General features: G+C 40.0%; 29 protein-coding genes. All 29 read right to left on the bottom strand.

The window, feature by feature from the left end; all coding sequences use genetic code 11:
* Window positions 1-360: 360 nt before the first annotated feature.
* The 29 genes from BUB16_RS19645 to BUB16_RS19505 all read right to left on the bottom strand — a co-directional run bounded on the left by BUB16_RS19645 (window position 361) and on the right by BUB16_RS19505 (window position 26,426).
* Window positions 361-657, bottom strand: a complete 297-nt coding sequence (locus BUB16_RS19645; protein ID WP_073068312.1) for a type II toxin-antitoxin system RelE/ParE family toxin — start codon at window positions 655-657, stop codon at window positions 361-363.
* Complete coding sequence (locus tag BUB16_RS19640; RefSeq protein WP_073068310.1) at window positions 654-878, bottom strand: addiction module protein; 225 nt, start codon at window positions 876-878, stop codon at window positions 654-656. Before BUB16_RS19640 ends, BUB16_RS19645 begins: the two co-directional genes overlap by 4 nt.
* A 95-nt stretch (window positions 879-973) precedes the next feature.
* Window positions 974-3,079 (bottom strand): type IV secretory system conjugative DNA transfer family protein, encoded by a 2,106-nt coding sequence (locus BUB16_RS19635; RefSeq protein WP_084088460.1) that lies wholly within the window; start codon window positions 3,077-3,079, stop codon window positions 974-976.
* A complete protein-coding gene (locus BUB16_RS19630) occupies window positions 3,079-4,344 on the bottom strand; it encodes a TraB/TrbI/VirB10 family type IV secretion system protein (protein WP_073068306.1) in 1,266 nt (421 codons plus the stop codon). Before BUB16_RS19630 ends, BUB16_RS19635 begins: the two co-directional genes overlap by 1 nt.
* Before the next feature lie 12 nt (window positions 4,345-4,356).
* Window positions 4,357-5,241 (bottom strand): TrbG/VirB9 family P-type conjugative transfer protein, encoded by an 885-nt coding sequence (locus tag BUB16_RS19625; RefSeq protein ID WP_084088459.1) that lies wholly within the window; start codon window positions 5,239-5,241, stop codon window positions 4,357-4,359.
* A gap of 4 nt (window positions 5,242-5,245) precedes the next feature.
* Window positions 5,246-5,938: a VirB8 family type IV secretion system protein gene (locus BUB16_RS19620; protein ID WP_073068301.1), complete on the bottom strand. Its 693-nt coding sequence runs from the start codon at window positions 5,936-5,938 to the stop codon at window positions 5,246-5,248.
* Window positions 5,939-5,949: 11 nt separating this feature from the next.
* Window positions 5,950-6,903: a type IV secretion system protein gene (locus BUB16_RS19615; protein WP_073068299.1), complete on the bottom strand. Its 954-nt coding sequence runs from the start codon at window positions 6,901-6,903 to the stop codon at window positions 5,950-5,952.
* A gap of 2 nt (window positions 6,904-6,905) precedes the next feature.
* Entirely contained in the window at window positions 6,906-7,712 is an 807-nt protein-coding gene (locus BUB16_RS19610) for a TrbJ/VirB5 family protein (protein WP_073068297.1), read from the bottom strand.
* The gene (locus tag BUB16_RS19605) at window positions 7,712-10,273 is read right to left on the bottom strand and encodes a TraG/VirB4 family ATPase (protein WP_073068294.1); all 2,562 of its coding nucleotides are present in this window, start codon (window positions 10,271-10,273) and stop codon (window positions 7,712-7,714) included. The genes BUB16_RS19610 and BUB16_RS19605 overlap by 1 nt, the downstream gene beginning before the upstream one ends.
* 2 nt (window positions 10,274-10,275) lie before the next feature.
* Complete coding sequence (locus tag BUB16_RS19600; RefSeq protein WP_073068292.1) at window positions 10,276-10,602, bottom strand: hypothetical protein; 327 nt, start codon at window positions 10,600-10,602, stop codon at window positions 10,276-10,278.
* Window positions 10,599-10,928, bottom strand: a complete 330-nt coding sequence (locus BUB16_RS19595; protein WP_073068290.1) for a TrbC/VirB2 family protein — start codon at window positions 10,926-10,928, stop codon at window positions 10,599-10,601. The genes BUB16_RS19600 and BUB16_RS19595 overlap by 4 nt, the downstream gene beginning before the upstream one ends.
* 66 nt (window positions 10,929-10,994) lie before the next feature.
* Window positions 10,995-12,062: an ATPase, T2SS/T4P/T4SS family gene (locus BUB16_RS19590; protein WP_073068288.1), complete on the bottom strand. Its 1,068-nt coding sequence runs from the start codon at window positions 12,060-12,062 to the stop codon at window positions 10,995-10,997.
* 44 nt (window positions 12,063-12,106) lie between these two features.
* Window positions 12,107-12,469 carry a hypothetical protein gene (locus tag BUB16_RS19585; RefSeq protein WP_139240392.1) on the bottom strand — a complete coding sequence of 121 codons (363 nt, stop codon included), beginning with the start codon at window positions 12,467-12,469 and terminating at the stop codon, window positions 12,107-12,109.
* 41 nt (window positions 12,470-12,510) lie between these two features.
* Window positions 12,511-15,927, bottom strand: a complete 3,417-nt coding sequence (locus tag BUB16_RS19580) for a putative Ig domain-containing protein (RefSeq protein ID WP_139240391.1) — start codon at window positions 15,925-15,927, stop codon at window positions 12,511-12,513.
* Between the two features lie 3 nt (window positions 15,928-15,930).
* Window positions 15,931-16,338, bottom strand: coding sequence for a hypothetical protein (locus tag BUB16_RS19575; protein ID WP_073068283.1), 408 nt, complete (start codon window positions 16,336-16,338; stop codon window positions 15,931-15,933).
* 22 nt (window positions 16,339-16,360) lie between these two features.
* Complete coding sequence (locus BUB16_RS19570) at window positions 16,361-16,861, bottom strand: S26 family signal peptidase (RefSeq protein WP_073068281.1); 501 nt, start codon at window positions 16,859-16,861, stop codon at window positions 16,361-16,363.
* A gap of 80 nt (window positions 16,862-16,941) precedes the next feature.
* On the bottom strand, window positions 16,942-17,310 hold the full coding sequence (locus BUB16_RS19565; RefSeq protein WP_073068279.1) for a hypothetical protein: 369 nt from the start codon (window positions 17,308-17,310) through the stop codon (window positions 16,942-16,944).
* The gene (locus BUB16_RS19560; RefSeq protein WP_073068277.1) at window positions 17,297-18,061 is read right to left on the bottom strand and encodes a ParA family protein; all 765 of its coding nucleotides are present in this window, start codon (window positions 18,059-18,061) and stop codon (window positions 17,297-17,299) included. Before BUB16_RS19560 ends, BUB16_RS19565 begins: the two co-directional genes overlap by 14 nt.
* Before the next feature lie 266 nt (window positions 18,062-18,327).
* Window positions 18,328-18,612, bottom strand: coding sequence for a hypothetical protein (locus tag BUB16_RS19555; RefSeq protein ID WP_073068275.1), 285 nt, complete (start codon window positions 18,610-18,612; stop codon window positions 18,328-18,330).
* A gap of 69 nt (window positions 18,613-18,681) precedes the next feature.
* Window positions 18,682-20,391 (bottom strand): relaxase/mobilization nuclease domain-containing protein, encoded by a 1,710-nt coding sequence (locus tag BUB16_RS19550; RefSeq protein ID WP_073068273.1) that lies wholly within the window; start codon window positions 20,389-20,391, stop codon window positions 18,682-18,684.
* Window positions 20,388-20,723, bottom strand: coding sequence for a MobC family plasmid mobilization relaxosome protein (locus BUB16_RS19545; RefSeq protein WP_073068271.1), 336 nt, complete (start codon window positions 20,721-20,723; stop codon window positions 20,388-20,390). Before BUB16_RS19545 ends, BUB16_RS19550 begins: the two co-directional genes overlap by 4 nt.
* A 503-nt stretch (window positions 20,724-21,226) precedes the next feature.
* Window positions 21,227-21,589, bottom strand: coding sequence for a hypothetical protein (locus BUB16_RS19540; protein ID WP_073068269.1), 363 nt, complete (start codon window positions 21,587-21,589; stop codon window positions 21,227-21,229).
* Between the two features lie 69 nt (window positions 21,590-21,658).
* Window positions 21,659-22,387 (bottom strand): hypothetical protein, encoded by a 729-nt coding sequence (locus BUB16_RS19535; protein ID WP_073068267.1) that lies wholly within the window; start codon window positions 22,385-22,387, stop codon window positions 21,659-21,661.
* Between the two features lie 77 nt (window positions 22,388-22,464).
* Window positions 22,465-22,830 carry a hypothetical protein gene (locus BUB16_RS19530; protein WP_073068265.1) on the bottom strand — a complete coding sequence of 122 codons (366 nt, stop codon included), beginning with the start codon at window positions 22,828-22,830 and terminating at the stop codon, window positions 22,465-22,467.
* 515 nt (window positions 22,831-23,345) lie between these two features.
* On the bottom strand, window positions 23,346-23,717 hold the full coding sequence (locus BUB16_RS19525) for a hypothetical protein (protein ID WP_073068263.1): 372 nt from the start codon (window positions 23,715-23,717) through the stop codon (window positions 23,346-23,348).
* Between the two features lie 9 nt (window positions 23,718-23,726).
* On the bottom strand, window positions 23,727-23,909 hold the full coding sequence (locus tag BUB16_RS19520; protein ID WP_139240389.1) for a hypothetical protein: 183 nt from the start codon (window positions 23,907-23,909) through the stop codon (window positions 23,727-23,729).
* A gap of 83 nt (window positions 23,910-23,992) precedes the next feature.
* The gene (locus tag BUB16_RS19515) at window positions 23,993-25,309 is read right to left on the bottom strand and encodes a PcfJ domain-containing protein (protein WP_073068260.1); all 1,317 of its coding nucleotides are present in this window, start codon (window positions 25,307-25,309) and stop codon (window positions 23,993-23,995) included.
* A gap of 2 nt (window positions 25,310-25,311) precedes the next feature.
* Complete coding sequence (locus BUB16_RS19510; protein ID WP_073068258.1) at window positions 25,312-25,728, bottom strand: PcfK-like family protein; 417 nt, start codon at window positions 25,726-25,728, stop codon at window positions 25,312-25,314.
* Between the two features lie 62 nt (window positions 25,729-25,790).
* A complete protein-coding gene (locus BUB16_RS19505) occupies window positions 25,791-26,426 on the bottom strand; it encodes a JAB domain-containing protein (protein WP_073068256.1) in 636 nt (211 codons plus the stop codon).
* Window positions 26,427-26,650: the final 224 nt, after the last annotated feature.

The following is a 26,650-nucleotide window of genomic DNA, read 5'->3' as shown; positions in this document are numbered from 1 at the left end:
CCCTGAATGCGCGGCTCCCAGGAAAACAAACCATTCCCCGGCAGCGGGGGCATCAGATTAGTTTTTCTGGACGGGGGTTTCGGGCAAGGGTGAGCACAGGATTTTGGGGGCGGGCCTGTCCCAAAACCGCACGAACGCGCCTAGGCCCTTGCCCGTACTCCGCCGGGAAGGAAGTGCTTTTGTGATGCCCCCACCGGGGTGGTTGATATTTAAGATAATATGGTGGTTTAAAAGCACCAATACTGTCCTGTATCCTCAAAGGATAGAGAGAATTACCAGTGTTGAACGATACTATGCTTCGCCTTTTATAATCGATTAGCAGTAAAATATGGGCGTCTTTATTGGTCGAATGCTGAATTTTCAGCGGTTTCGCCAGTATCCGGGTTTGCGACTGTTATTCATAACTGCAATGATACGAATGAGCTCTCTTTTTTTATTAAAATAGTATAGAATGCTGAAAGGAAAACCATTCACTAAAACCCTTCTTGTTTGACTATCATCAATCTTTGGCCAGGCTTCAGGAAAGGCTATAATACGCTGAATTGTTTCTTTGACTTGAAAAGAAAACTTTTGGGCAACGGCAGGATGAATCTTACGGTAAAAGGAAATTTGATCTAAAAATTCTTCTTCAGCTTCTTCCTGAAAAATATAGGTCATTGCTTGATAATTTCCTCAGCCTTTTGAAAGACCTCTTCCCCTGGTATCGTTTTGGATCGACCTTCCTCAAAGCTTTTAATTCGCTGCTCTACTTCTTTGATCCAGGCTTGATCTATTTCCGGTTTGGTAGGGTTGAGAGTCCGCAAAATTTCATCAGCTAATTTTGCTCTCATTTCGGTTGGTAATTCCGAAATTTCCTGTAACAGTTCTTTTGTTTTCATAATTAGACCATTTTTACCAAATATAAGTTCTAATCGTTAATATATGGGATTAAGCTCACATTCCCTACTAGCGCTTTTTAGGATAAAATGAACGATCAATCCCAATCTGGCCAGCCAGGCTCATTTGATTCAGGCTGCCTGCCTTTACTGCTGGGATCTCGCTCTTTTTTTGTTGATTTCGTATCAGAGTCCTTTTTCTTTTCTGCCTCTTCATCAGCATAAACCTGACTATAAATAATGGACTTTAGATCCGATTCTATATTCAAGTTTCGGGATGGAGCTGGTTTTTGATGCTTCTGGCTCTCGGCATATGATTCCTCTCGTGTGATAAACAAATTTTTAAACTCAGGATCCTTGTAATATTCTACCTTATTTGCCAATATGGGATGCTGGCCATCAGGCTTAATAATTTGTTCGTGCATGGGCATTGTCATAATTTCATTTGGTTTTCTTAGCCACCGGCTGCGCTCTGAAACAGATTTGGTGCGGCCCCGGTTATCCGTCATTCCAACACTGCTGACTTCTTTATTTTCAGAGCTGGATTCCGAAAAGATGGTGGTTTCGCCCATTGTTTTTGAAATGTACTCTGCAGTCTCTAAATCATTGGTATTAAATACCTGAAATATTCCCGAATTGGAAATAAATGTTTTCCAATCTTTGGTATAAATTTTCTTTAGTTGGTTAAGGTCCTGAACAAACGTCCACAACGTCATACCATACCCCGCAATTGTGGAATAGGCCTCTTTCACATAGCTTACCACGCCTAAATTAGCATATTCATCAAGTAAGAATAAGATCCTTTTTTCATCGATCTTTGGATCCAGAGGGTTACGAAGTTGTATCGTACGTTTAATTAAAAGCTCTATAACAGTTCGTATCCATTTATTATAGGTTTTCATCTTATCGATGGGTATAACAATGTAAAGTGTTGCATTTTCATCGATAATGTCTTTCAAGTTAAAATCGCTTTCCCGTAAAGTATCACGGATCCGGGGCGACCGAAAACATTCAATATTTACTTTAAGTGTTTTTAAAATCCCATTTAGCATTTTTCGGGATTCCTTATCGGTCAAAATTTCGTTGGCAACTTCCTTTACATCCAATGGGAGATCATCATTATTTGAGATATACTTTGTATAAGCCAAAAGATCATCAAACTTAAGCCGGAGTAAATCATTAATAGTTGTCATGTTTCGCATATTCGGCCGGAAAGGATCATGAGACCTATCATTAAATTCCGGGGCTTGGGAAACGTAATAAATGAGTCCAGAGAACAATGTATAAGCACAGTCCATCCAAAATTGGTTGTCATGAGGATCGTAGGTAATAATGGTTTTACTTATGATATTACACGTATCAAACGCTTCCGGATCTTCATATTCAACCAAATCCATAAAATTAAAACTATTGCTACCATAAGCCTTCGCATACGTTGACTCATAGAATGGATCTAAAACATATACATCCTGGTCCATCTTTTGCCTGCGTTTATAGGTCGTATCGCAATTCTCACCTTTAGGGTCCACCACAATCAGGCTATTAGGATAGGTTAAAATATTAGGCATGATTGAACCAACGCCTTTACCTCTTCTGGTTGGTGCAGCAGTAATAAGATGCTTTTCAGGGGTATATCGCAGGATCTCTCCAGTTTTTTGATGGCGGCCAATGATAAGGCCTTCGTTCTGTAAAAACTGGTCACCGTATTCAATTTGTGCCGTGCCGTGGGTACCAGAAGTCGATAACGTGGATGGCTGAAAAAAGAAATAAAAACCAACCAACAGGTACCCATAATAGACTCCCAAATACAGCAGAAGCTCTTGAAATAAAGGCTGTATTTGCTGGATATCCCAATATGAATACCCCCAAAGCAAAATTGAAAAAGGATTATATATCGGTTGAAATAAAAACCAACACCCAACGCCAGAAAGTAAAAGCAGGAACCCGGCATATTGTTTTTTTCGATAATAAAGCAACCCTCCTGCAGCTAACACACAAGCTGTAAGAGCCGGAATTATAAACCAATGAATATTCCCAGGAATAACAAATAGGGGTGTTCCAATATTAGAATGAAACCCCAGGAGCCATGCTAACATCATGGTGGCATACGGAAGGCAAAGCAAAGCTCCCAGGGATAAACTTATAAAAGTGAGCCGGAGCGTATATTTTAGGCTACGCTCAGGAGTATATGTGATAGAACTCATTACTCTTCGGGGGGCTTATATTCATAAGGTTGCTGGAGAGAAATATCACCGGCTAAGAAAATATTGAATTCAGTCCCGGCATCAATTTCAATGGTCGGAGACATTGAAAGATTACGTTGCAGGACTTGGTTAGCTACCCGATTAAATTCGGTTGCAATTTGCTGGGCTGCCTGTTCCCCAACACCTTGTGTCTGATTAAACGGGTTGCTGCTTTGTTGTCCTTGAGTGGCTACTGCCGTACCGGCACCAATTAGAGAAATGAGGGCACTTTGGCCAAATATTTTCCAAAAATGACGGTTTACTTTTCCACTTAGGCCACTTTCTCCCTGTTTGTCATGAGTATTCAAATCTGGAAGTCTCATGCTTCGTCCATCTGGAAATATTATGCGTCCCCAACTAATCAAAAGCTTACTTTGATTTAATACAACACTTTCATCATAAAGACCAATTAACGTTGATCCCCTTGGATAAATAAGATGTTCTTGTTTAATAGAATCATATACATCTCTTGTAACGATGGCTTTTATATTCCCTGGTAGATCGCTATTAATTGATGTTTGGAGCGTAGCCGGAATTAGTGTCCCCTCCAATAGCGTATATGGCGTATCGGGCGTCTTAATATGGTTACTTATTTGCTCGTGGTCAGCATGATTAAAATCTTGGCCGGGCTGCCCTTGTTGGTAGGGGTTTTGTTGTTGTAATTGCTGGGCTTCTTGCCGGTATTGCTGGATCTGTTGGCTGGTCTGCGTATTATTACCCGGCTTCTTTTTATTTCCACCTCCCCCCCCTATGGATATATCACTTTCCAGGGCTTGATTATATAGTTGCTCTTCCTCGGATGGTTTAGGATCCTGGCCTCTGGTGGACCCGGTTGCTGCCTGTTGGGATTGTTGGGTTATTGGTGGGGTTTCTGTTCGTCTATTGGATCGCTCTTTTTGCATTTGATTAAGCAACTCACTATCCCCAAATAGATCTTCTGGCGGGGGTGGAACATAATTTGTGTCCGCTTGAGGTTTATCATTCTTTTGACCACCATTATTTAACGACCCATAGGTATTAAATTTGGCCGTATCTCGCTTATTATTCATATAGGTGGGCTCTCCCCCACTATAGCTTTGGTTGGGCTCTGATGCCTCGCTGTTGGTTACTCCAGTCATATTGAAGATGACAGCAGCAAGTAATAAACTACCAAGAGCACTACATGCAATCCAAATAATTGTCTTCTTATGCAGTCCTTTAAATTGGTTGGGTTCAGGGGCTTTCATAATAGATGATATTTATTTTCGAATTATGAATAGTTCTTTTTCATCGGTTACGGTGCCAAATCCTGCAAAACCGGGATGCTTAAACTTTTTAATTAAAACCCCTTTTTTAAATAACCGATTTGATTTAATCTCGTTGGTTTCGGGGTTAAATGAATAATTTAGATTCTCCTTTTCGTCTACTTCATTTACAACAAATAGGACCGGTAAATCTTGGGCATTTACGTGGTCAGGCATTTGAATAACAACGTTCTTCCCATTGTCATACACTTCTACTGGCTCCCAAGGAAATCCATATTTACCCTTTTCTATTTTATACCGGTGGTTCTTTTTTTCTTCCGGTGTTGTAACAGCAGAAGATAATGCTGCGGGGCCTCGCTCACTATTATTTGGTTTCTGGCCAATGGATCCAAAATTATTTTCTCCAGGATAATAAAATGTAATCCTCCGTGTAAATGAACCTTTCGGATTCGTAGAATTATTATCCAGGGCCGGAGATTCAAGCGTAACATCGTAAGTCCGGCGATCCGTCGTTATTATTAAATTTGTAGAAATGTTGTCGGTAATGGGCTTCACCTGAATAATGGGTGTTACTTGGCCGGCCGATCCTTGAAACGATTTGGTAATCTTCCAACGGCGGGTATCTCCGGCCGACATGCTCAGGACTTTCTCCCCCTCCTGCAATTGAATAAGAGATAATCGTAGCGGAGTCGCTTTTAAGGTAGCCTGGGAATATCCATAAGGGTATTCAATTACATTACTACGCCGATTAATTTCGTAGGTCAATGCTCCTGAGTCAGAAGATTCCGGAATAGCCGATGTATTTTGATCGGTTCCATTTTGGCCATAACAAAGGGAACTGATATATAGTAAGAGAAATGTTAAAGTTACTTTCTTCATTATCCTACTGATTTTGAGTTGATGGAGAAATTGGACTCCAGTTTAATTCGGTAATATAAATTCCCAGTGGGTTTTTGGTGATACCTTCACTGGTGGTAGGGGCTTGTTTCTTAACAGTAATAAAAGCTTCCCATGCCTGCCGCTCGCGGGGTTCCCCCTCCTTAGAAAGCATTGTCTCAACCCATTCAATTTTCCAACGGCCTTGCTGGTTATCAATGGGTATAATGCTTCGCACGTCAACGGTTCGTCGCCAACGGTCGATAAGATTTCGGGGATCATTTTCTGGGATTGAGAAATATTGATTTAACTGCTCTGAAACATTAGATGCAACCAGCGCAAAGGCATCGTTCATCTGATTATTTAAAAGATCCCGACTTTCATAAATCGTTCGAACCGTGGTTATCCATTCGTACAATTCCGCTCTAAGTAACCGCTCATCACTTCGTTTAAGCGGTTCCGCAGGCCCAAAGTGTATGGGCTTTCCTACCTCATTGAAGGTTACTGCATATGGTTTAAATTCAGCTTGAAAGGATCTAAAAATAAGGGCACCGGTAACAAGTAGTGAATAGAACAGAACGATAAAACACGCCCGCCGCCAATTTTCTTTACTTTTAGCCAAATCATAGTATAAATCATTCTTCCGTGGATCTTTTTGAGCCTCAAACGTTGGATGCTCCTTATTGGTTTTATCAGACATAATAATTTGTATTACGTTTTAACTTGGCTTGGCAAAATACTACTAATTGAAAATTCGGTGTCTTGAGTAATATATGAGGATGCCTCTCCCGGTATTTTAGCAAGTAGAAAAACTCCGAGTACAGCCATAAAAGCCAACTCCCAAGACTCGGAAAAGTCAGGTACACTGCTGGTTTCGATATTACCGATAAGCTCAGTTAATACGCTCATCGAAAATCCTAAAATGATGTAAAAGAAAAACAACTGGATGCCTAATTTAAACAAATAAGCCAGGTACCGCTCGCCCCATCGTTTGGTTGGCTTAAAAGGTAGAAAAGAGATAAAAACCGGCCCCGTTGTTAAAACAATAATCACTTTAATGGTTATAAAAGCATATTGCACGGCGATAACAAAAAATCCAACAAATACTACAAAACCACACAGCGTATTCAACCCCGCTTTAAAAAGTACAACTGTGCTAATGAGGGTTCCATCAGCAACACCTCTAAGACTAAAAATGTCGCCAAAACTAATGTTTTCAAGGGCCGCAGAAGAGGTATTTAAGAAATAGTCCCAACCCATAAAGAATATTTTGGATTCATTGAGATTATTTCCAATTCCTGTAATTTCTTGGGCAATATCAATAAAGCCCCAAACAAGGCCATCAAAGGTATCATAAAAAATCAGAATTATACCGGCTATACCAAGTAATATTCCTTCTCTAACTACAACTTCGGCTATACTCCGTTTAATCCATCCCTGGGATATTGAAACTCCATAAAAAATGATATCAAGTACCGCTAAGACGAAAAAGATATCTGATCCAATATCTAAAGCTTTAGCCCGCCAAAGTTGGCTATCTACCTGCTGAAATTGATCGATAGCATCCGAAAACGTCTGTTGTGCAATAACATCCGGAACGATTATAACGACCAGCAAGAGAGTTACTACAAAGGCAAAACTATATTTGAGGCGTCGGTTGCTCATATTTAATTATCTTCTTCTTTAACCCAGTCGGGCACAAGCTTACGCTCATTTTCTGGAATGCGCTCCTTCCATTGCTCAAAGGCTTTATCAAACTTCTCGTTAAACTGTTTTGCCCGTTGTTTTTGGTCTTTTTTTCCCTCTTGGGTTTGCTTGTATTTAATAGCTGCAAAAGAGGCATGCTGGGCGATGAGTCGCTTAATTTCAATCAGTTGTTGAGAACTGAGCGCATTAACTTTGGCTTGTACCTGGCGCATTTGCTGGGGGCTTAGATTTTCACGGTTCATATCCCCTTGCACTGATTTCAAAAATTCGTATGAATCGGGTGTTAACTGCAGATTTTCTTCTGCTGTAACCATGACATCAGTAGCTTCTTCATCTAAGTGTTTTGCTCGTTTTTGTTGGTACTCCTCGTATTTTTTAGGATTATTCTGCAGATCAAGAAGCCGCTTATTGGTGTTATATAGATTCTTGTATTTTTGTTGCAAATGCTGCTCCATGTAAGCCATATTTTGAGATGCATTCAACACTTGGTCAATATTGTCATTCACATCACTAATCGAATTCCAACTGGCATTCGGTAATTGCCTAAGATTATCGCGCTGTTGTTCAAATTGTCTTTTGGCATAGGAAAGCTGGTCCTTCATGGTTTTAATTTGACGGGCCATTTGTTCTAATTCCTGCAACTGCTTGACAATTTGGCTTTTATTCAGCGTGGCATTAAAACTGTCAAAGACTGCAAATTGGGCTTTGCTGACTGTTGTTAAACAAAGCGATATAATAAGAGTTGAAATTGTTATTGTGGTTTTCATTATGCTACCTCCGTCGTTGATTTATTAAACTTCGGATTATTATAGTTTTGTTTAAGCATTTCGGCTTCTTCCTCCATGCCTACAAACTGTAACCAGGCAATAGGCCAACGTTGGCCATGGGTTTGTTTAAGCTCCTTTATTTTGTCTTTTCGCTGCTCAATACCCAAATCAGAAGGTTCCCCAATAAATCCAAGAGAAAGGGGAAGCAACTCTAAATCAATAGCACCCGAACCATCAGGAGTTGTGATATAATATTCCTTCTGTTTGGTAATGTTGCTGATAGTCTGTATTTGGGACTCATTGAGTGAAAACCGCTCATAGCTTTTTCTAACACTGGGTTCTTCAATCTCCTTATTTGGCAGGAATACGTACTCAGGTATGTTCCTTAGAAAAACATCTGGCTGGTTAAGTTCATTAATTTGTTCAGGGCTGTGTGTTACCAAGGTAACATGGCCATTATGTTTTCGTAGGGTTGCCATCCAATTCTTAAGGCGTGCCTGGAAGTGTTCGCTCTGAAATGCGGCCCAAGCTTCTTCTACATATATAAGAGTTGGGCAGCTGCGGTGCAGCGACTGCTCTATCTTGTGAAACAGATACATAAAAATCGGTATTTTTATTTCGTCCTTTTCATTCACAAGATCCCCTATTTCAAAAACTTGGTAAGAACTGTCACCTATTGAATCCTTTGATGCATCTAAAATATTACCGTAGTTGCCGTCCCTTGTATAAAGTTTGATGGTTTCTTTTAACTCTCGGTCCTGCAGGTGGAAACTAAGTTGGGTAAGGGTTCGTGCTTCCGGCGGTTCTTGTGAGACCATTGCTAATGCCTCACCAATCTTATTTTTATCTTTAGAATTTAGACCGTGGTTTTGCAGGTGGAATAAATCCTCAACCCACTGATTATAAAATTTCCCTGTTTTAAGTGCTTCAGGAGACATATCCCGCAACGGTTGAAATCCAAAACCGTTGCTATTCATAATATCATAATGTTCTCCCCCGGCCGCTTCACATAACAGTTGACCGGAATAACCGACATCGAACAAATATACTTGCGAATTCCGGTGGCGACGCCATTGGGCAATTTCAAAATTGGCATAAACGGATTTACCACCTCCGGTTATACCCACAATTATGCTGTGCCCGGCACCACTGGCTGCTGGTCGGTGTTTTTTAAAGGGTTCATTTCCAATGGTTTTAGCTAAAAAATGGGCGCTGGCCCCTTTCATATATTTGCCGGGGTTCTGATCCCGGCCAGTCCACATACTCCATGTAGGGAGCATATCAGCGATATTATAAGAGGAAACAAATTCCTTCCGGTTGTTTTCTGCTTGGCCTGGCAGAGATCCAATCCATGCTTTCCGGGCCTGAAATTTCTCTACTTGGCCTGTAAATCCAGCTTCCCGAAGACAAGAAAGAATCTCCCGTGTGTTTTGATTTATAGCATCAAGATCCTCATGAATGAGGGTAATCGTTGATGTACTTACAGCAAATGAGGTGGACCTGTCCCCAACCTTTGCTAATGCCTCGGAACTATCTTTCATCTTTGAAAGGGCGTGTAAATCTTTATAAGCCTCTTCAACATCATCATCCTTTTCCTCCCCTTCTGTCATACTACCGGTAATAATACTCCAAAAACTATATCGTGCCATCCGGAAAATATCACGGGCCTTCTTTATCTTTTTTTCTTGAATCCGGCGATCCATTGTAAAGATGCGTGTGGTCCATCGATATTCGGCCTTTAACTGATTGAGTCGGTTTAGTACTCCATTAAATGTTCGATTGGGATATCCGGTAATCGTAATTGTTCGAATATATTGGTTGCCGTCAATAACAATATTTTCATCCGGAATATTTAACGCTGATTTAACTGGGTGTTTTTCACGCCGGTAAATTGGCAATACTTGTATATCCTGGTTAGCCAGCAAATCATTAATGGGCTCTTTGTGCTGCGGTGGAGTTACCGGCTGATCAATCCCGTGCATTTGCCGATATAAAAGTGCCAAATGCTCGGATCCATCAAGCCGGGTTGGATAAAGAACCTTTTCTAATTCATCTTCAATCTCTTCCAGTTCGATTAAGAATTCTTCAACATTCGGCCGGTAGCCTGGACGCCATACAATACTTAAATAAAACTCTGACCGGTAATGCTGGCCTTCCTGCTCGTTTTTCCTCCGGCGTTCTTGGTCGATACTATAAGTTACAGGATCCGGGAAATGTTCACCGTCAGGATAACCGCTGGCCGGCTTTCTCATCATGCTGAAAAAGAATCCATAATTGTTTTCAAAGCCTTTAAAAAAGGTGTTTAACTGTTCGGATAGATGGGCACGTTGTGCTTCTCCAGCTGAATTAAGATCCTTTCCCTGATACCCATAAGATGCTAATAATCCGCCGTCCTCAAGGCGAATTATGCCTTCGGATTGTGGCTCTTCCAAGTAATCCCAATTTACCAAACCTGAGGCAGATTTGACTGTATCCGAATGTTCCTGACTTTGTAGGATCCACCAATAGAATCCAGCTCCAAGCAAACTACCAAATGCCAGTGTAAACAGGAATTCTACCATAATTAGGAATGTTTCGGAATTGATTTTTTAGCTTGTCGTGGCGGTCTATTTATATCTTCTTTTGCTGGATAATAGCCTTGACTTGTAAGGGCAGACACAAACCACAATTGTACCGAGAGCGAATCTTCTTTTTGAGCTGATCGAATAATAGGATGAATGATAAAAAATATTATTCCAATCAAAATCGCAGACATTAAGTGCACCCGGAAGTAGTTAAACATCAATAATGCTGCAATGACTTCAATCCAAAATACCCCTTTCGTTACCCCAGCTATTTTGGGTTCCGTTATTAAGGATGAATGTACCCGGTGATATTCTTTTCCGCTCATATAACTGCCCCCCCAAAAAAGAATGTTACAAGTGAGCTTGCGCCAACAATAATCGATCCACCAACAACTGCCCATCCAAGACGCTTAAATCCACGTTTATCATTCTCCCTTCCGAATACTATTCCAGCTCCACCTAAGATTAAACCAAGGGTAATAAGAATCATGGCAATGGGTCCTTGCAAAAAATCTATCACCTGGTTTCCAATATTAATCAATGGCATTCCACCGCCAAAGCTCCCTCCACCGGAAGTAGATGCTAAAGTAATTGACGGAAACATTATTAACGTTATAATCCCAGTGAAAACTGCATTTTTTAAATATTTCATAACAAAATAAATTTTAGGTTGTGGTCCACTTGAAAGGACCTTATTTGTTTCTTTGGTTTATTAGGATTAATGCCCATTAGTTGAGGCATTTTTGTGCAAAGCACTGTTTGTTGTTTTTGGAAAAACTGTTTGTATATCAGGTAAATCTTTATCGTAATCATAAGAAACCGCTGCAACTTCTCGAATGGCACGATGCCCACGGACTTTTGATAAGAAAAAAATGTAGTCTATTGCGGATGCAGCAAAGTGATAATTGCTTTTATTTCGTTTCATACCTGTAAGGCGAAAAAATCGCCAAAATCCTTGTGTGGCATCAGGTGCATGGTAGGTGCAAAAGCCTCCCTCATGGCCAGTATCCCACGCATTCAACACATCGTATGCCTCTATTCCTCTAACCTCTCCCAAAATTATTCTATCGGGATTCATCCGAAGGGAATTTTCAACTAAATCCGACATCGACACACTTGCTCCTGCCCTTTTGCCTTGGTGGGTTTTCAGAAACTCGTGATTATCGAATGTGCATTGTAACTCATGGGTATCTTCTAAGATGATAAGCCGGTCGGTGGGATGAATTTTTTTTAGCTCTGAAAGTACGCTATTTAAAAAACTTGTTTTTCCTGCACCCGTGCTACCGGCAAATAATATGTTTTTACGCATTTTAAGGGCGTACATCAGTAGCTGTTTAGCAGTTTCCAACTCGTTTATGTCGCTAATTTTTCTTTCATCTGGAATAGCTACCCCTCCCTTTCCGAAATAATCATCTATAGGATAAAGGTCTCCTGGCTTGCGTAACACAATGCTTATACCATCGGTAACGGGTTTCATATTTGCCTGCAGACGACAGCCACCTAATTTATTCGGTAACCGCACAGAAAGGGTGGGATGATCCTCATTAATTTCAACCCCATGGAAACTGGCAACGGTATTGATAAACCTTTGTGCTTTGTTATTAGGATAGAAAAAATCTGATTCTTCCCGGCCATCTTTCCCATCAATAAACACCTTATTTGATGTTGTGTTATATTCGATATCAGTAATGCCATCATTTTGAACCATTGGCCATATATTTCCCAGGGCTCGTTTCATCGAGCCGATTAACTCATCTTGGGTTTTTTCACTGACGTTATATTTCATCGGTGTTATTGTCTTTTATTTGCGATTAAGCATATAAATAGCCGTTACTCAAATACTGATAACGTAAATGACAGGCCAAAAGCTGAATTTCCAGACGTAGTTGGATCTCCTTGGATATTTAGAGTTAATTTCTGGGTACTTGTTTTTCCAGGGGTGGTACCATAAATAATTACCTGTTTATCGTTCTCATTAGTCTTAATATTCAGCCACTCAGGTTTATTATCTCCCAAATCCACGTTCCCAACTTTTCCATTAACAAATTCAAGTGTATCTGAAAAGGTCGAGTCAACACCTAATGATTGAGGCAGAGTGCCGGTAAGTTGTACTTTCTTTTGTGTTTGTTTAGATGGATTGGTACCGCTCGAATTTCCACCGCAGCCAATTAGCATTCCTGTTAATCCTATCAAAAATAATCTCGTGTAAACTCTCATATTGATTAATTTTTAAATTATCGAATAAGGGTAAATTCCGCATTATAGCTCATATCCTGTCCAAAAATGGTGAACGAATACTTCCCACTGGGTAACTTTTTAGGGAGAAACTCAATTTCATTGATACCCTCTGGATATGAAGATTTTCCGGTCTCTCGCACCAATTTCCCAGCCTGAGAATAGACTTTCATATGTACCTGCTGCTCTGTTGGCAGGGCAAACTTAATCGTGCACTTCTCCCGACAAGCATTGGGATACACAAAAAATACATCCAGTTGAGAAACTGACTTGGGTTCAACCCTAATTTCAAAGCGTTGTTTTGTAGATTGTTCAGGTTGGCCATTATCGGTTGCAGTAATAATAATGGGCAAGGTTCCTTTATCATCTGGCGTTGGTGTTCCCGTGAGCGCAGCTGTACCATCATCGCCGGTACTGAATGACAACCACCCTGGCAGCTTCGAACCACTTTCCCCGGACGCTGTTATTGTAACATCGTTCCCATCGGGATCTCGTGTTCGAATATTGTACTCATACAAATCACCGACATTGACTTCTTCTGCAGGTTGCGATTCAATAACGGGGGCATTATTTCCTACCGAAACCGTTAGGGTGAATTGCTGCTGGGATGATTTTTTAGGATTCCCATTATCGGTTGCTTTAATAATGATTTCATGTTTCCCGGTATCGCCGTTAGATGGTTTTCCAACAAGGGCTGCTTCCCCAGCTTCCGGTTTTTTCCCTGCCAGACCTAAGAAATCAGGAGCCTTTTCAAGGGAAAAAGTTATCTTTTCATTTTCATTGTCCGAAGCCTTAATAGCATATCGATACGACTTTGCTACCGATGCACTTTTTACAGGATCCGTCGTTATAGTCGGTGGTCCATTGCCGGTGCCCACTTCCAGCGTGTATTGCTGGGTCGTTGATTCCTCCCCGGCTGTGGCCACAATCTTAATGGTATACTCTCCCGACTTTCCAGCAGGGGGCGTTCCGGTTAAAGTTGCCGTTCCGGTTTTGGGATCGGAATTCGATAGAGAAAGCCATCCAGGGCCCGAAGCGTAATTAAAATTAATATTGTCTCCATCAGGATCGCTGGCTTCAATGTCATAAGAGTACGTAACTTCCTCTTTGGCATAGGTCGTAGGATCCGATGTTATCGTGGGGGCTCGCCCTACATCAGAAACGGTAACCTCGAAGGTTTGATCCACTTGCTCGGTTCCGTCGTTTGCTCGCAAAATCACCTGGTAACTCCCGGACTGCTCCGCGTTCGGGGTTCCGGACAGTACGGCTGTGCCGTCGCCGTTGTCGGAATAATTCATCCAGGGGGCTTTTTCCTTTGCTGAAATACTAATATTATCTCCATCCGGATCATTAACAGCCACTTGGTAGGCATACTTCTTCTGCTCCTTAACACCCGTTACCGGGTCACTGGTAAATTTGGGTGGCCGGTTTGTGCTACCGACTGTTAAGGTAAAGCTTTGAGAATCGATAGCATTTCCATCCGATGCTTTGACGGTAACATCAAAGCTTCCATCAACCTTATTCCCCGGTGTGCCAGAAAGAGTATTACCACTCATAGAAAGCCAATCAGGTCCGGCTGTTTTTGAATAGGAAATATCGTCTCCATCAGGATCACTGGCATTCACCACATATTCATAAGCGCTTCCACCTTTGGCCGACGTTGGCGGGGAAGATGATATGCTTGGCGCTCTGTTTACATTACTAATCGTGAGCGTAAAGCTTTGGGAATCGCTGGCATTGCCATCAGAAACGGAAAGTGCTATTTCATACTCTCCTGCTTGGTTATATCCCGGCTTGCCCGTTAGCCGGTTATCGGTAAAGGAAACAAAATCCGGTCCTGTATCTAAACTGTAGGCAAGATTATCTCCATCGGGATCGCTGGCATTTACCACATACTCGTACGTTTTTGCTTCCTTTCCACTTTTGACCGGTGAAGAACCGATGCTTGGTGGTTGATTCGTATTATCAACCGTTAGCGTATAACTTTGGGTATCATTTTTCCCTCCTGCTGTAGCACGCACCTTTATGGAATGATCGCCTTGCGCGGATTTTCCTGGCGTGCCATGCAAGTGGTTTCCATCAAGGGTAAGCCATGACGTTCCCTCAACCAGGGTATAGGAAACTTCGTCTCCGTCCGGGTCGCTGGCCTCAATGACATAGCTATATTCTTTTCCTTCTACCGCTGATGTTGGCGGACTGGATTTTATGGAGGGTCCCCGGTCGGTCCCGCCGACGGTAACAGTAAAGCTTTGAGAATCGCTGGCATTTCCATCGGAAACTTCAACGAGAAAATCATGGTCGCCAGAATCCGAAAACCCTGGACTACCACTAATCGTATTCCCTGAAATGGATGCCCAACTGGGTGATTCGTTTAAATTATAAGTAAGATCGTCTCCATCGGGATCACTGGCACTAATCTCATACGAATAGTTATCTCCTTCATTTACAGAAGTTGGAGCCTTTGAATCAATACTTGGCGGCCGATTAGAATTATCAACCGTAATCGTAAATGATTGACTATCGCTGTCATTTCCATCGCTCACTGAAATTGTTACATCATAACTACCAGTCGCATTATATCCTGGATTTCCCGAAAGGGTACTGCCAGACAAGGACAACCATCCCGGCCCAGTATCCATTGAATACGTAAGGTTTTGGCCGTCGGGATCGGATGCCTCAATCGAATACGAATAACTGTTTCCTTCGGTAGCTGATGTGGGTGGAGAAGAATCAATACTGGGCGAACGATTATTGTTATTTACTTCTAATGTGTATGATTGTGTATTAGTACCTCCTCCATTTCCATCGCTTACCTGTAGTTCTATATTGTAAGAACCACTTTGGTTATAGCTTGGTGTTCCAGTTAAAACAGCAGTTCCACCCCCACTATCATTAAAACTTAAAAACTCTGTTGGAATCTGTGTCGCCGAAATTGTTATTTGATCATTTTCAAAATCTTTAGCAGAAATATCATATCTATAATTATCTCCTTCTTTTACCGAAGTTACAGGATTACTTGTAAATTCCGGCGGTCTATTTTTAACAACTAATGTAAATTCTGTTTCATTAATGTCTTCTGAATAACATCTTGGGTTACTTGAAGATCCTTCATTAACTCCCCTTTGGAAATAGTAAGAAACATTATACTCCCCCGCTTGATTGGTTGAACCTTCTAATTCATATCCACTTCTATTAGATGTAACTTCAATCCAATCAGGAATGTCAACATCTTGTAAATATGGCCCTCCACATCCACCATCTGATGTAGCTTCAAATGCTTCAGAATATCTAAATACCTCTCCAACAAAAACCTCTTTAACTGATTGTGAATAGGAATCTATAGATAGTATTAATAAAAAAAATGCGAGTGTTGATATCTTTTCCCACATACCTTCTTGATGATATTTTAAACCCAAAAATTATTTTTCTTCTAAAACTTCAATATTAAATCCCAATGAATATGATCCTATATTTGCTGTACTATCTTTTCGTTTAACTCTAATAAAAAAATGGAATGTATCAATCGTATCTGGTGTCCCGGTTATTTTAAATGCATGTCCTTCATTTATAAGTTCACCTTTTAACCAGCCAGAATAATTTTCATCCGGCCTAAATTCGGAATGTTCTATCTCTAATGCTTCAGCTGGTCCATGATGTATTTCACCTATATACTCATAATTCTCTCCTAATTTGACTTCTGCAATACCATCCCCTTCTGGCAAAGTAAATGAAATGTGGTTAGTGTAACTATCGTCTATAGTTTCATCACAGGAAAAAAATAATAGTGCCGGAATAAATAATACTACTAAAGATTTTATTTTAAACATAGTCACAGATTTTTATGATAAATTAAAATGTAATTATTGGTATTAAAGTACCTTTCAAATATTTGGCCTTAATAGTACCATAATACCGGCTATCAAATGAATCCTTGGTTTCTCCCAAAAGAAAAACTTCATTCTCTTTGATAATTTGTGTTCCGATATTATGGGGCATTGATCTATTATTTCGATCAACCTTTATGGGTTGGCTGGCTACTTGCTCTTTACTATTCACATAAACGCCTTTTGAGGATACAACAACCGTATCTCCTGGAGTTCCAACAATTTTTTTTCCGATGTAAGAACCGTCAGCGATATACCCTCTACCAGTTGCAAAATCTAACAGATTTTGTTTCGTAATTAAGGTATAGTCACCTTTCCCAGGAACTTCATTTTGAATAAAATAAAGTCCTTTTGGAATCGAGTCAGTATAATTAATAGTTACTTTGTAACCGGAAAACATTCCGATAATAACTAATATTCCTACTGACACCACAATTTTATCAGTAGTTGTAATTTGCCAATCCATGATGATATTCAGGTTTTTATCAAAACCTTTCTGAACGATAACAAAAATTTATATGTCATACAAATTTGTCTGACAATAAATTAAAATAAGTTTTCTTTATTTCTATATTTCGTTAATGCTTTTTTAATTTTGTCTTTTCCTTTGTCATTGATAAACCCATCTATCAAATATGACATAAATTGCCCTTGGGTCTTATTTGAAATAGCTGCTACTGCTCTTATTACCTCTGCATCTTGGGGGTTCATATAAAAGGCACAAGATTCAGACTCAACGCTATTTCTGTTCAAAAAATCATCTGTTGTTTTATCCAGGTTCTTATCCTTTTTTTTCGAAGAGCTTTTCTTTACCTCAGTCGTAGATTCATTATTATTTGATTTATTGCTTTTCGATGTTTCTGCTGTTTCTTCATCTTCCAAATATTCATCAAAGTTAAAATCATCTTCGGCCATAACGGTCCACCATTTCTTTAGCTAAGTTTAAATGATCTATTGCACCATAAGATTTTGCATCAAATTCAAAGATGGTTTCTCCTTTAGAGGTACAATTACTTAAAGTTGAATTTGTTCTGATCTTGGTATTAAATACTTGGTTTTTATACTTATTTTTGACGGCTTTTAATATCGAACCATGCTGTTTCTTACGCGCATCAAATTTCGTTACTAAATATCCAGTTTCACCAAGTTTTGAATTAAGTTTATTCCTAATACTCTCAATGTTTTTAGTTATGCGTTTCAGCCCTTTTAAAGCAAAAAATTCTGGCTCCACAATTACTACAACTTCGTCCGCTGCTGCAATCGCATTAATAGTTAAAATTCTAAGACTTGGCGGACAATCAATAATGATATAATCATATTGACCTCTTACTGCTGACAATTTTTCTGATAGAAGTTTATGACGTCCTGAAACCTCTTGTAGTTTTAATTCTGCAAACTCCAGGGGCTGACTCCCACCAATGAAATCTAATCCATCGCGTTTTACTATCACATCTTCCAAAGGCGTGTTATCATAATATACGTTATCAAGTGTCTTATCCATTGACTCACCAAATCCCAAATAATACGTTGCATCAGCTTGTGGTCCAGAATCAATCAACAATACTTTTCCTCCTAATTTCTCTAAGGCAGCAGCAACATTTACGGCAGTAGTCGTTTTCCCGACACCTCCCTTTTGGTTAGCAATAGCTATTATTTTTGTTTCCATAAAACCAGTTACCTCCAATGAAATTTATTAATATATGTATAAACTAATAAATGAGTTTATTAATCTAAACCTAAATACATTTATGTATATTTCAAAATATTTATTTATATCAATATGAATTAGTTAATATATTCATAAACTAATATATGTATATATGAAAAGACTAAATTTGGTTTTTGAAGCCTTTAAATATATTAGGAAGGGGATAGGGCTAATTATGGTAGAAATGCTCCTAATCAGCCCGCAAGGTTGCTGAGATCTAAAGTTTAATCTTCTACTGGTACTTCATATCCCGATGGGCCTTTAATAAAGGATGCAATCTCTTGGATTTTATTATTACTACTTTTATTTCTTTTTGTAGTAGTCGTTATAGAGCTCGTATCAAACCCTCTTTTTTTAACAGCCTCCCATAAGGCTTTTTCAATAACTTTTGAAGCATTACCCGCGGCTTCTTTATTTGCAATCATTGTGATGAGCTTTTTAAGTAGCGGATCCACCCGCGCACTTATACGTATACTTTCCTCAGTATGAGATATTTTATAATTATCCAATGTCCTAACCTGCCGTTAAATTAAATTTTTGTTGTTTAAATAAAACCAATAGGCCTATAACCTGCAATATTACCGACCTCGTCCAGGTTGACGGCTAATACCATCCATATTTCGTGCAGCTGATTGAATAATACTTTTCATAATCTTAATCGATCCACCTGTAGGATTACTGATAATATTAGCTGCATGTCGGGCTGCTTTTGTACCCCCTTTTAAAAATGAAACCGCTACTCTTCCTCCATCTGTCTTTAAATTTGATGCCAAAACATTAGTTGCTTGCTTCCAGGCTTCAATGCCGGAAGTAAATGGAGCAACCTTTCCACCTTTTAACCCTTCTTTAACAACCCTGCTCATAGCAATCATCGAGGCTGTTGATTTATCAATAACACGTCCCCCTTCGGTTTGGCGCGTTGCCTGGTGCCATTGCTGACTTACGACATTCCGAACAGATTGCCACGTATCAACATTATTTTGTTGGACCGAAATATATTCTTTGCGTTCGGCCTTTGACATCTGTTGAATATGGTGGCCATACCGGTGTTGTATTTGCTCAATCGTTCTCAGCGACTTTGGAAGATCATTTAATATTTCTTTATCCTCTATCTCTCCAAACTGCTCCGGGGTATGTACTAACTTCTCAATAGTAGTATCATAGCCGTTTTGCTCAATATGCTTGCCCACCAATCCATAAGCCTCTCTGCTATTTTTAAACGCACTCCGAAAATTATCCTGCAGCTCTTGTTGTGCGGCTCGAAATTCCTGGCTGTACCGCTGTATTTTCTGAAGTTTTCCTTTGGCCATCGCAATCCGATTTTCACTTTCAGAATATATACATTCGGTTATTGTCTGTTTATACCAATGCCCCCACTGGTTAAATTGTTCTTTCCCATGGGTTAAATCTATTTTCTTTTCTCGGCCTCTTATGTAAGCTTTTAAATCCTCCCCAAATCGTTCCTCTAATTGGGGCCCCGCCAAGCCCCGACTTACAGAACTCGCTTTAACGGAATATACCTCATCAGTAAACACCGCCCCTTGACCTTTTGCTGCAACCCATAATCCATTTTTATTTAATACCTCATCTAACTCTTTAAATGATTGGGTGTTATATAGCTCTTCTTTTAATACTTGAGCTCTTACTTTCACAGGTCGCAAATCCAGGTTTTTCATTCCCATTCCACCAGCCACATGCTCCACTTTTTCAGCCCGTTTTATTTCGGATAATTTCGGTGCATATCCATCGAACTCTTTTTCCCAATCTCCAAAATGGCGCCCCGGTTCCACCCGCCAGCCAAATTCTTTTTCCATCGTCCGCTCAAATTTTTCAACGCGCTGGTGGTGAGTAGCCTCACATTTTTTTCCTTCCGGAGTATCTTTCCATTTCCACTCCTGCCAAAGCTCCCCATCATCGGGATGCACACGGTTAGCAACAACATGAATATGTTTGTGGTCGGTATCATGATGAACAGCAATGACCGACTGATATTCCTCCAAATCCATGTGTTTAATAAAGTCTTGTCCAACCGCTAACATTTGCTCTTTCGTTGGGTTGTCTTCCTGGGGCCAACTAAAGGAAATATGATAGGTAGGTGTTTTAATTTTTTCCTGTTCCGGCCGGTCCTTATTAGCTAATTGAAAAGTCAATTTCATTTCCTCAGCAATGCCCTTTTTGTCATCGGCATATAAATTATTGGTCGTATATTCTTCGCACTTATCCAACCGTAACTGATAGTTAATAAGATTGCTAAAGTTCGCATGGGATTTTGCTTTACTTCCAATCATAAAAGCTCTCTTATAATCTGAGTATTTACCTTACCCAATTCCATTTTCATCTCCTTCAAACGCTCCCCGTTGACATCCCCAACGGTGTTGGCCACCCGGGCCATTTGATTAATATTATTTCCAATTTTACGAAGTTCCTTCCGGAGATTTTGCAAAGCTTCAGTATGATCATACTTCGAAAAGTCGGCCTCATCCTGGGGGATATTTCCCAGGGCCACTTCCCGTATGTACGTACTTTTTTTCAACCCGGCGGCCTCCGCTTTCCGGAGGATCCAGGCTTCATCTTCAGGTTCAAATCGAACGGTTATGCGTTTCTTTTTTTCAATGGCCATGGGCCGGGTTGGTTTAATTTCCTTGAGCGCGAAGGCGCGAATGGAACAGGCACTAACTGGTCATGTTGATGATTTCCGGCCCCGCCGAAAATCATGATGTCAGACATGGCCAACTGCCTGCTACTATTCTTAACCGCATTCCGTCACCAGTATACTAAAAATTGCTGACTCCCTCAATATTCAAACAGCCAATCAGAGATAATCAACTTTTATAGCACCTATTTAACATTAAAGTATTATGACATTTTTATATAATAACCCGTTGACCCCTAAGGGTCTCAAATTATTATGCCGCCAGAGGCGGCTAAGATTTTACGCTTCTCGAAAAGAGGAAGACGGCGATTGCAATTCCCGTTTGTAACTTCTAATTCTTTAGTGCTTCCGTTTTTCTCTGGCCAATTCTGGCCTTTCTAAATTATTAACCAGTAGGTTAATAACCCAATAAAAAACCCGCTCAACCTTCCGGCTGGCGGGTCCTAATTAATTTAAAATGCTACATTGATTTATCCAGGGCGCATGTAAATATCTACCAAGTTTTTCCTGTGATATTCTACGGTGTCTAATGGTTGCAATCCCTCCGGAACTTCGACCACTGGTCCGGTTCCTTCCGACTCTTTTAATACTTCCAACACCCGGCCAGAACCTTCGTCTATTTTAACGAACTTATATTTTCCAGCATAAAATATTTCGTCAAGTAATACATTCTCAAATGAAATATTTTTTCTTTCTTTCTGGCCCTCTAAGCTATCGGCAAATTTTTGTAGATCTGAATACATTGTTTGCAAAAGCTCTTCGGCTCCGGCATCAATTTTTCCCGCTGGATTTAATTTCTGAAAGAACGTTTTAAACTCTTGATAATGTTCCATAATACAACCGGTTTATTAACTATTGTTAAATTAAAATAGGGCAGGGGAGAACCTGCCCATAATAAAATATTACTGTTCTATTGTTCCCGTGGGCTCCAGCTGAAATATAAATTCGTTGGTATCAAAATGATGACAATTAAGGTGAACCTTTTTCTTATTGTCACGGTCCCTATACACCCTCCATCCCGATGGATCCTCTATGATCTTTGCCGCAAAATAAATATGGTCAGCAATAGTACCTTGATGATAATTGACTGCTGCATCATAGGCATAATCATCGCTATACTTCCCATTACATTTCAGCGTGGAAAATTGCCCATTTATAAGGGCTCGCATAGCTAGGCGAACATTCCATTTTTTGGGCTCTTTTTGAAGAGGTTTCACATGATCTAAATGAAGGGGAGAAAAGACGCGAATTGCTTTCCTTTCTCGCCGGTAGGCTGTTAATGAAACGTCGGGTTTTCCCAATAAATAAGAACTAAGTTCTTGGCCTTGTTCATAGGTGCCCGGGTCTAATGCTTCCAATTTTTCAAATACATTTTGCAAACTGCCATTGTCTCCAATGATAGTTGAAAAGGAATAAGGCTTTTCCGTCGTGAGCCGATATTTAACGCAGGTTTTTCCTCTCAAAAAAGCATTACTTAAATCCAATACTTGGAAAAAATAGTGATCCTTAGAATAACTCATCGCTAACTCATGGGTAACATCAAGACAAAAACTTTGTGTTGATGTTGCCCAATCTCGCCGGTTCCTGTCATTGATGGTAGTTAAAAATTCTGCCGTTTTATAACCAAACATAAAAGGAGTGATTTAATTAAATTTTGGGCTGTGATATGTAAAATCCCGCCTTAAGGTGACGGGATTTCTCACAATTTTTAACGCCACATTTTCCGGCCGATGGTATAAGAACCAAATCCTATATAATCGAGGTACCCGGCTTTTTCTAATTCGATTAGCCGTTCATGAATAAACCAGGCGTGGGGTTGGGTTGGTTTGGGCATCTGATAATATCCATCCTCAACTACGGTAGTTAAAATCTCTCTCCAATATTCTCGTAAATTTTTACTCGGGCAGTAATTAAGAGTAGCTATGAAATTTTCAAGGTGGCTTGAAACATCAAAATCAAACTGCTTATTTTCTACCTCATCTGCTGTAAACTTTGCTACAGGGTCAAAGATATATTCATCTTGCTTATGTGAAGTCGAAAAAGAAGAAAGGAATTGCTTAATCTGATTAAACATAAATGGAAAGATTAGGTTAAAAATTAGAGGGGGAGATTGCCGTCTCCCACTGGTAGTAAAGTACAAAATATCGGAGTCTTTATCAAATTTTAATGTATATTTTTACACGTTTATTTATTTCATAATCAGGGCTTTATCCTCTTCTTAATACCAAAAAGGTCCGCCCGTATAAGCCCAAAGATCCAGGGAATGGACCATTGCTCTCAGTGAACAACGTTCCGGTTCCTGTTGCCCTGTTCTGATTGGCACCTCTCAAGAAGGTCCATAAGAGTGAGCTTTGCGAACGTGCAAATTTAAGTATAGAAGGAGGTGTTGGTTTACTCCAGCGTAGAGCAGGCTACCGCTGGGTAACCATTAGGGTAGAGGTAAATAAAAAAGCCTACCCTCAAAAGAGGATAGGCCCTAATCTTTCCAATTATAGACAAAGGGTACTGAAAATTACTTTCAGTGGCAATTCTGTCTATATAAATTGAAGTGTTGCAATGAAGTTATAATTTTTTTTTATGAATATCAGATTAAAGTGTATTCGTAATATCTGTTGCCATTTGAGTTATATAGCGACCTAATTTTTTTTCTGCTTCTTCCGATAGTGACTGACCCTGGTATATTTTATCGACCTCTTTGTCGCTTAGCCCTGCTTTTTTAGCCAGAACTTTATTAAAAACAAATGCCATTTCGTTAATCTCCTTGCCCGAAACCCGCTCCCGTCGTTTGATTCCTCCGGAGCGCAACGTTTTGGTTAAAGCCTGTATCTGATCTCCAGATAGCGAAGATGGTGGATTCCGGAATTTTGCTTTCAAGGTATCAAGGTTGATGCCACTTTCTTTGGCTAATTTGGCTTTATTAAAAACCGACCAGTATTTATCTAAATAATTGAATGTTAACACGTGGTAAAGTTATTTTTCGGTTATGACGTGCCCCAGGTCTCCGGTAATATATGGATCCTTTACCGACTGTCCTGCAGCTCGTTTTGCTTTCTGCAGGTCAGACTTGAAATCAGCTCCATGGATTGTTCCATTCTCCAAGTGCCGTTCAACTGATGCAATTAAATCTTTGAGCGCTTTTTTTTCTTTGCTCATAATAGATGCGTTTATTTTATTATTCATAAGGTATAAATATACACGGTTATTTATTAATAATAAACTTTTCTCTTTTTTTATGGTCAAGCTGCTACTGCTTCTGTATTTGCTCGCTTGGCAATTTTGTCCATGTTCTCTCGGACGGTATCAACGATTTTTTTATGGTGTTCGGTTGGCTTATTTTTGAACCCTCTTGCTTGGGAAACTTCCATCTTCCTAAGATTCACCTCAACCGTCTCTACTAATTCTCCGCTAATTCTCGCTGACAACATTAAAGAATTATCTCGCTTGTAATAACTATTGGTGTAGATGCAGTGCTTAAGCTTCTTTCCTTCAATAAGGAATTGCTGTACTGATGTTAAAGGCTCAATTTTTATATTTTTATTTCTGAATCTCATATTAAAGAATTGACCTTTGTTTGCTCGGTACTCAACATTTTCTTTTTTGATCTTCTCTTTATCTCTTTCCAGCATCTGCTGAATCTGAACTTCCTGCAATTGACTATTATAGTGATTATGGGCTTTGTGAAGATCATCGGGACAGATATATTCAGCATTCAAAATATCCTTATCAAACTGTTCAAGCATTCCCAAATAATCTAACCAATCGCTGGCATCTTCAACGATGTAATCATTGCGCATGGCTATACAAATGCTTTTCCAGTACTGGCGAACTTTATTACGGCCGTAGTCGCCCATCCCAACACACAAACTAAACAATGAATGTTGCCCAGCTTTCAGCAGTGTTTCAACTTTGGGATATTTAAGAATAGCTGAAAAAAAGTGGTGGGGGGCCTCACCCCTGAAATACCCTTTGTATCCATTACGTCGAATTATAGGAAGCGTATTTCGTCCCGGGCAAATTTTATCTGGAATAATATTACAACGCATCTGGTGGTTGCGGGAATTTGTACGCACTTCAAGATCTGTTCCCGGACTCCATGAATCTAACCGCCTGCAAGCGCCCATCGTACTACAGAGCTTGGCCATTGAAGTGATTTTTCCATCCTCGCGAACCCAATGCTGCATAACCTCTTGATGATAGTATTTTGGCGTCTGCTTCCGTTTCAGGTACTTCTCAGCAAAGAACATGCGGACGACCTGACAACCTTCTACCATATCAATTTTAGCCCAATATCTATAGATGCTTTTATCAGTATCCCAATGGTCAACATGCTTAAGTCCTTTTGTTCCGCAACTCGGACAGGTTCGCTTACCCAATCGCTTACATTCCGGATTCCATTTATGGCCACATTCCAAACAGAAATTTCTATTTCTGACTTGCACGTAGTATCCTCTAAATAGTGCATCATTAGCCCATTGCTTCTGCTCTTCGGTCATGGGGTCAACCTTCTTACTTAACCATATAACCTTTTTCTGTAATTTCGTTTTTGGTATCATAGTTAAAATAGGTTTGTCTGTTCTTCTTCCTGTTCCTTCTTCCGTCGGCGTTTCCGTTTCCCTCCAGAATGCAGTCGCTTCCGCTCTTTTTCTATTTCCTCTCTCCGTACTTGCTCTTTGAGCTCCTGCTTTTCTTCTTGGGTGAGCTTCGGTTTATGATCAACTACAACGCCACAATCAATAGGGTCGCACTCATCCAAATCGTCTTTCCTATAATAATGGGCAGCCATCCCATAAATTTCCTTATCGGTGTAACCCTGGGCTCCAATTTTTTTCACTTGATGAATGATATAATTAATACACCCGTCAATGTCTTTATCCTCTTTGTTAAGTTTTTCAGCAAATAAAGGATCATCACTTGCCTTTTCTTCAAGGTGCGTCTGAATTGTTGCTTTAAAATGGTCGGTTCCTTTTTTCATTGGTTTGTGTCTTTGATGAAAATAATTGAGAATTCCGGGGCCTGTGGCCCCGGATTATTTTTTTAGCTAATAAGCCCTTTAGCTCTCATGCTCGTATAACTATCGCCAGCAATGATAATGTGATCATTAACTGGAATGCCTAATAGCTTCCCTGACTTTACAATTCGTTCGGTCAATTTTATATCCGCTCTGGACTCCTTTGGATTGCCGCTGGGATGGTTATGCGCCAACAGTATGCTATTTGCTTGGCTCACAACAGCCTGTCGCATTACTTCTGCAGGGTCAACAATTGTTGCAGTAGAACCACCCGAACTAATTTTATGAAATCCAGTAATGACTTTAGCGTTGTTCAAAAAAACAACGATAAACTGCTCCTTATTTAAATCCCGAAGTTTTGGCCCTAAATAAGCAACAGCGTCTGCTGGGTCTATTATTTGAATCTTGGATCCAATTTCAGCCTGCTGAACTCGTCTGCTCAAACCAAAAAACATCTCTACTTTCCCGGCTTCTTCGCTCTCCAACCCTGTATCATATCGGATCTGTTTCCAATCTTTACGGGCTATTTCACGAAAATTTATTCCGTAAGCTGTTTCAAGCTCTTTTGCTATAGATGGGCTTAGTACCTCTGAAACCAGTTGCTTATCGGTTAAGCTTTCGGTTCCATATTTAACAAATTGATCAAAGAGTTCTGTACTCATAAATGGAAAGATTAGGTTAAAATTAAGAGGGGAGATTGCCGTCTCCCACTGGTAGTAAAGTACAAAATATTGGGGTTTTTATCAAATAATAATGTATATATTTACACGTTTATTTATTACATAATCAAGGCTTCCCCCTGAATGCGCGGCTCCCAGGAAAACAAACCATTCCCCGGCAGCGGGGGCATCAGATTAGTTTTTCTGGACGGGGGTTTCGGGCAAGG

It is taken from the genome of Fodinibius roseus (assembly GCF_900129315.1).
GTDB classification, from domain to species: Bacteria; Bacteroidota; Rhodothermia; order Balneolales; family Balneolaceae; genus Fodinibius; species Fodinibius roseus.
Note: the sequence above shows the minus strand (reverse complement) of the source record. Positions and strands in the feature narration are given on the sequence as shown.

Excerpts from the sequence above, each read along its gene's own strand:
- BUB16_RS19635 (WP_084088460.1), bottom strand. The coding sequence starts at position 3,079 with ATGAGTTCTATCACATATACTCCTGAGCGTAGCCTAAAATATACGCTC.
- BUB16_RS19535 (WP_073068267.1), bottom strand. The coding sequence starts at position 22,387 with ATGTTTGGTTATAAAACGGCAGAATTTTTAACTACCATCAATGACAGG.
- BUB16_RS19560 (WP_073068277.1), bottom strand. The coding sequence starts at position 18,061 with ATGGAAACAAAAATAATAGCTATTGCTAACCAAAAGGGAGGTGTCGGG.
- BUB16_RS19610 (WP_073068297.1), bottom strand. The coding sequence starts at position 7,712 with ATGAAAACCACAATAACAATTTCAACTCTTATTATATCGCTTTGTTTA.
- BUB16_RS19600 (WP_073068292.1), bottom strand. The coding sequence starts at position 10,602 with ATGAGCGGAAAAGAATATCACCGGGTACATTCATCCTTAATAACGGAA.
- BUB16_RS19595 (WP_073068290.1), bottom strand. The coding sequence starts at position 10,928 with ATGAAATATTTAAAAAATGCAGTTTTCACTGGGATTATAACGTTAATA.
- BUB16_RS19590 (WP_073068288.1), bottom strand. The coding sequence starts at position 12,062 with ATGAAATATAACGTCAGTGAAAAAACCCAAGATGAGTTAATCGGCTCG.
- BUB16_RS19645 (WP_073068312.1), bottom strand. The coding sequence starts at position 657 with ATGACCTATATTTTTCAGGAAGAAGCTGAAGAAGAATTTTTAGATCAA.
- BUB16_RS19565 (WP_073068279.1), bottom strand. The coding sequence starts at position 17,310 with ATGGCCGAAGATGATTTTAACTTTGATGAATATTTGGAAGATGAAGAA.
- BUB16_RS19615 (WP_073068299.1), bottom strand. The coding sequence starts at position 6,903 with ATGAGCAACCGACGCCTCAAATATAGTTTTGCCTTTGTAGTAACTCTC.
- BUB16_RS19510 (WP_073068258.1), bottom strand. The coding sequence starts at position 25,728 with ATGAAAAAAGGAACCGACCATTTTAAAGCAACAATTCAGACGCACCTT.
- BUB16_RS19625 (WP_084088459.1), bottom strand. The coding sequence starts at position 5,241 with ATGAAGAAAGTAACTTTAACATTTCTCTTACTATATATCAGTTCCCTT.
- BUB16_RS19570 (WP_073068281.1), bottom strand. The coding sequence starts at position 16,861 with ATGGATTGGCAAATTACAACTACTGATAAAATTGTGGTGTCAGTAGGA.
- BUB16_RS19540 (WP_073068269.1), bottom strand. The coding sequence starts at position 21,589 with ATGGAACATTATCAAGAGTTTAAAACGTTCTTTCAGAAATTAAATCCA.
- BUB16_RS19605 (WP_073068294.1), bottom strand. The coding sequence starts at position 10,273 with ATGGTAGAATTCCTGTTTACACTGGCATTTGGTAGTTTGCTTGGAGCT.
- BUB16_RS19620 (WP_073068301.1), bottom strand. The coding sequence starts at position 5,938 with ATGTCTGATAAAACCAATAAGGAGCATCCAACGTTTGAGGCTCAAAAA.
- BUB16_RS19575 (WP_073068283.1), bottom strand. The coding sequence starts at position 16,338 with ATGTTTAAAATAAAATCTTTAGTAGTATTATTTATTCCGGCACTATTA.
- BUB16_RS19530 (WP_073068265.1), bottom strand. The coding sequence starts at position 22,830 with ATGTTTAATCAGATTAAGCAATTCCTTTCTTCTTTTTCGACTTCACAT.
- BUB16_RS19505 (WP_073068256.1), bottom strand. The coding sequence starts at position 26,426 with ATGAGTACAGAACTCTTTGATCAATTTGTTAAATATGGAACCGAAAGC.
- BUB16_RS19550 (WP_073068273.1), bottom strand. The coding sequence starts at position 20,391 with ATGATTGGAAGTAAAGCAAAATCCCATGCGAACTTTAGCAATCTTATT.
- BUB16_RS19545 (WP_073068271.1), bottom strand. The coding sequence starts at position 20,723 with ATGGCCATTGAAAAAAAGAAACGCATAACCGTTCGATTTGAACCTGAA.
- BUB16_RS19515 (WP_073068260.1), bottom strand. The coding sequence starts at position 25,309 with ATGATACCAAAAACGAAATTACAGAAAAAGGTTATATGGTTAAGTAAG.
- BUB16_RS19640 (WP_073068310.1), bottom strand. The coding sequence starts at position 878 with ATGAAAACAAAAGAACTGTTACAGGAAATTTCGGAATTACCAACCGAA.
- BUB16_RS19630 (WP_073068306.1), bottom strand. The coding sequence starts at position 4,344 with ATGAAAGCCCCTGAACCCAACCAATTTAAAGGACTGCATAAGAAGACA.
- BUB16_RS19520 (WP_139240389.1), bottom strand. The coding sequence starts at position 23,909 with ATGAGCAAAGAAAAAAAAGCGCTCAAAGATTTAATTGCATCAGTTGAA.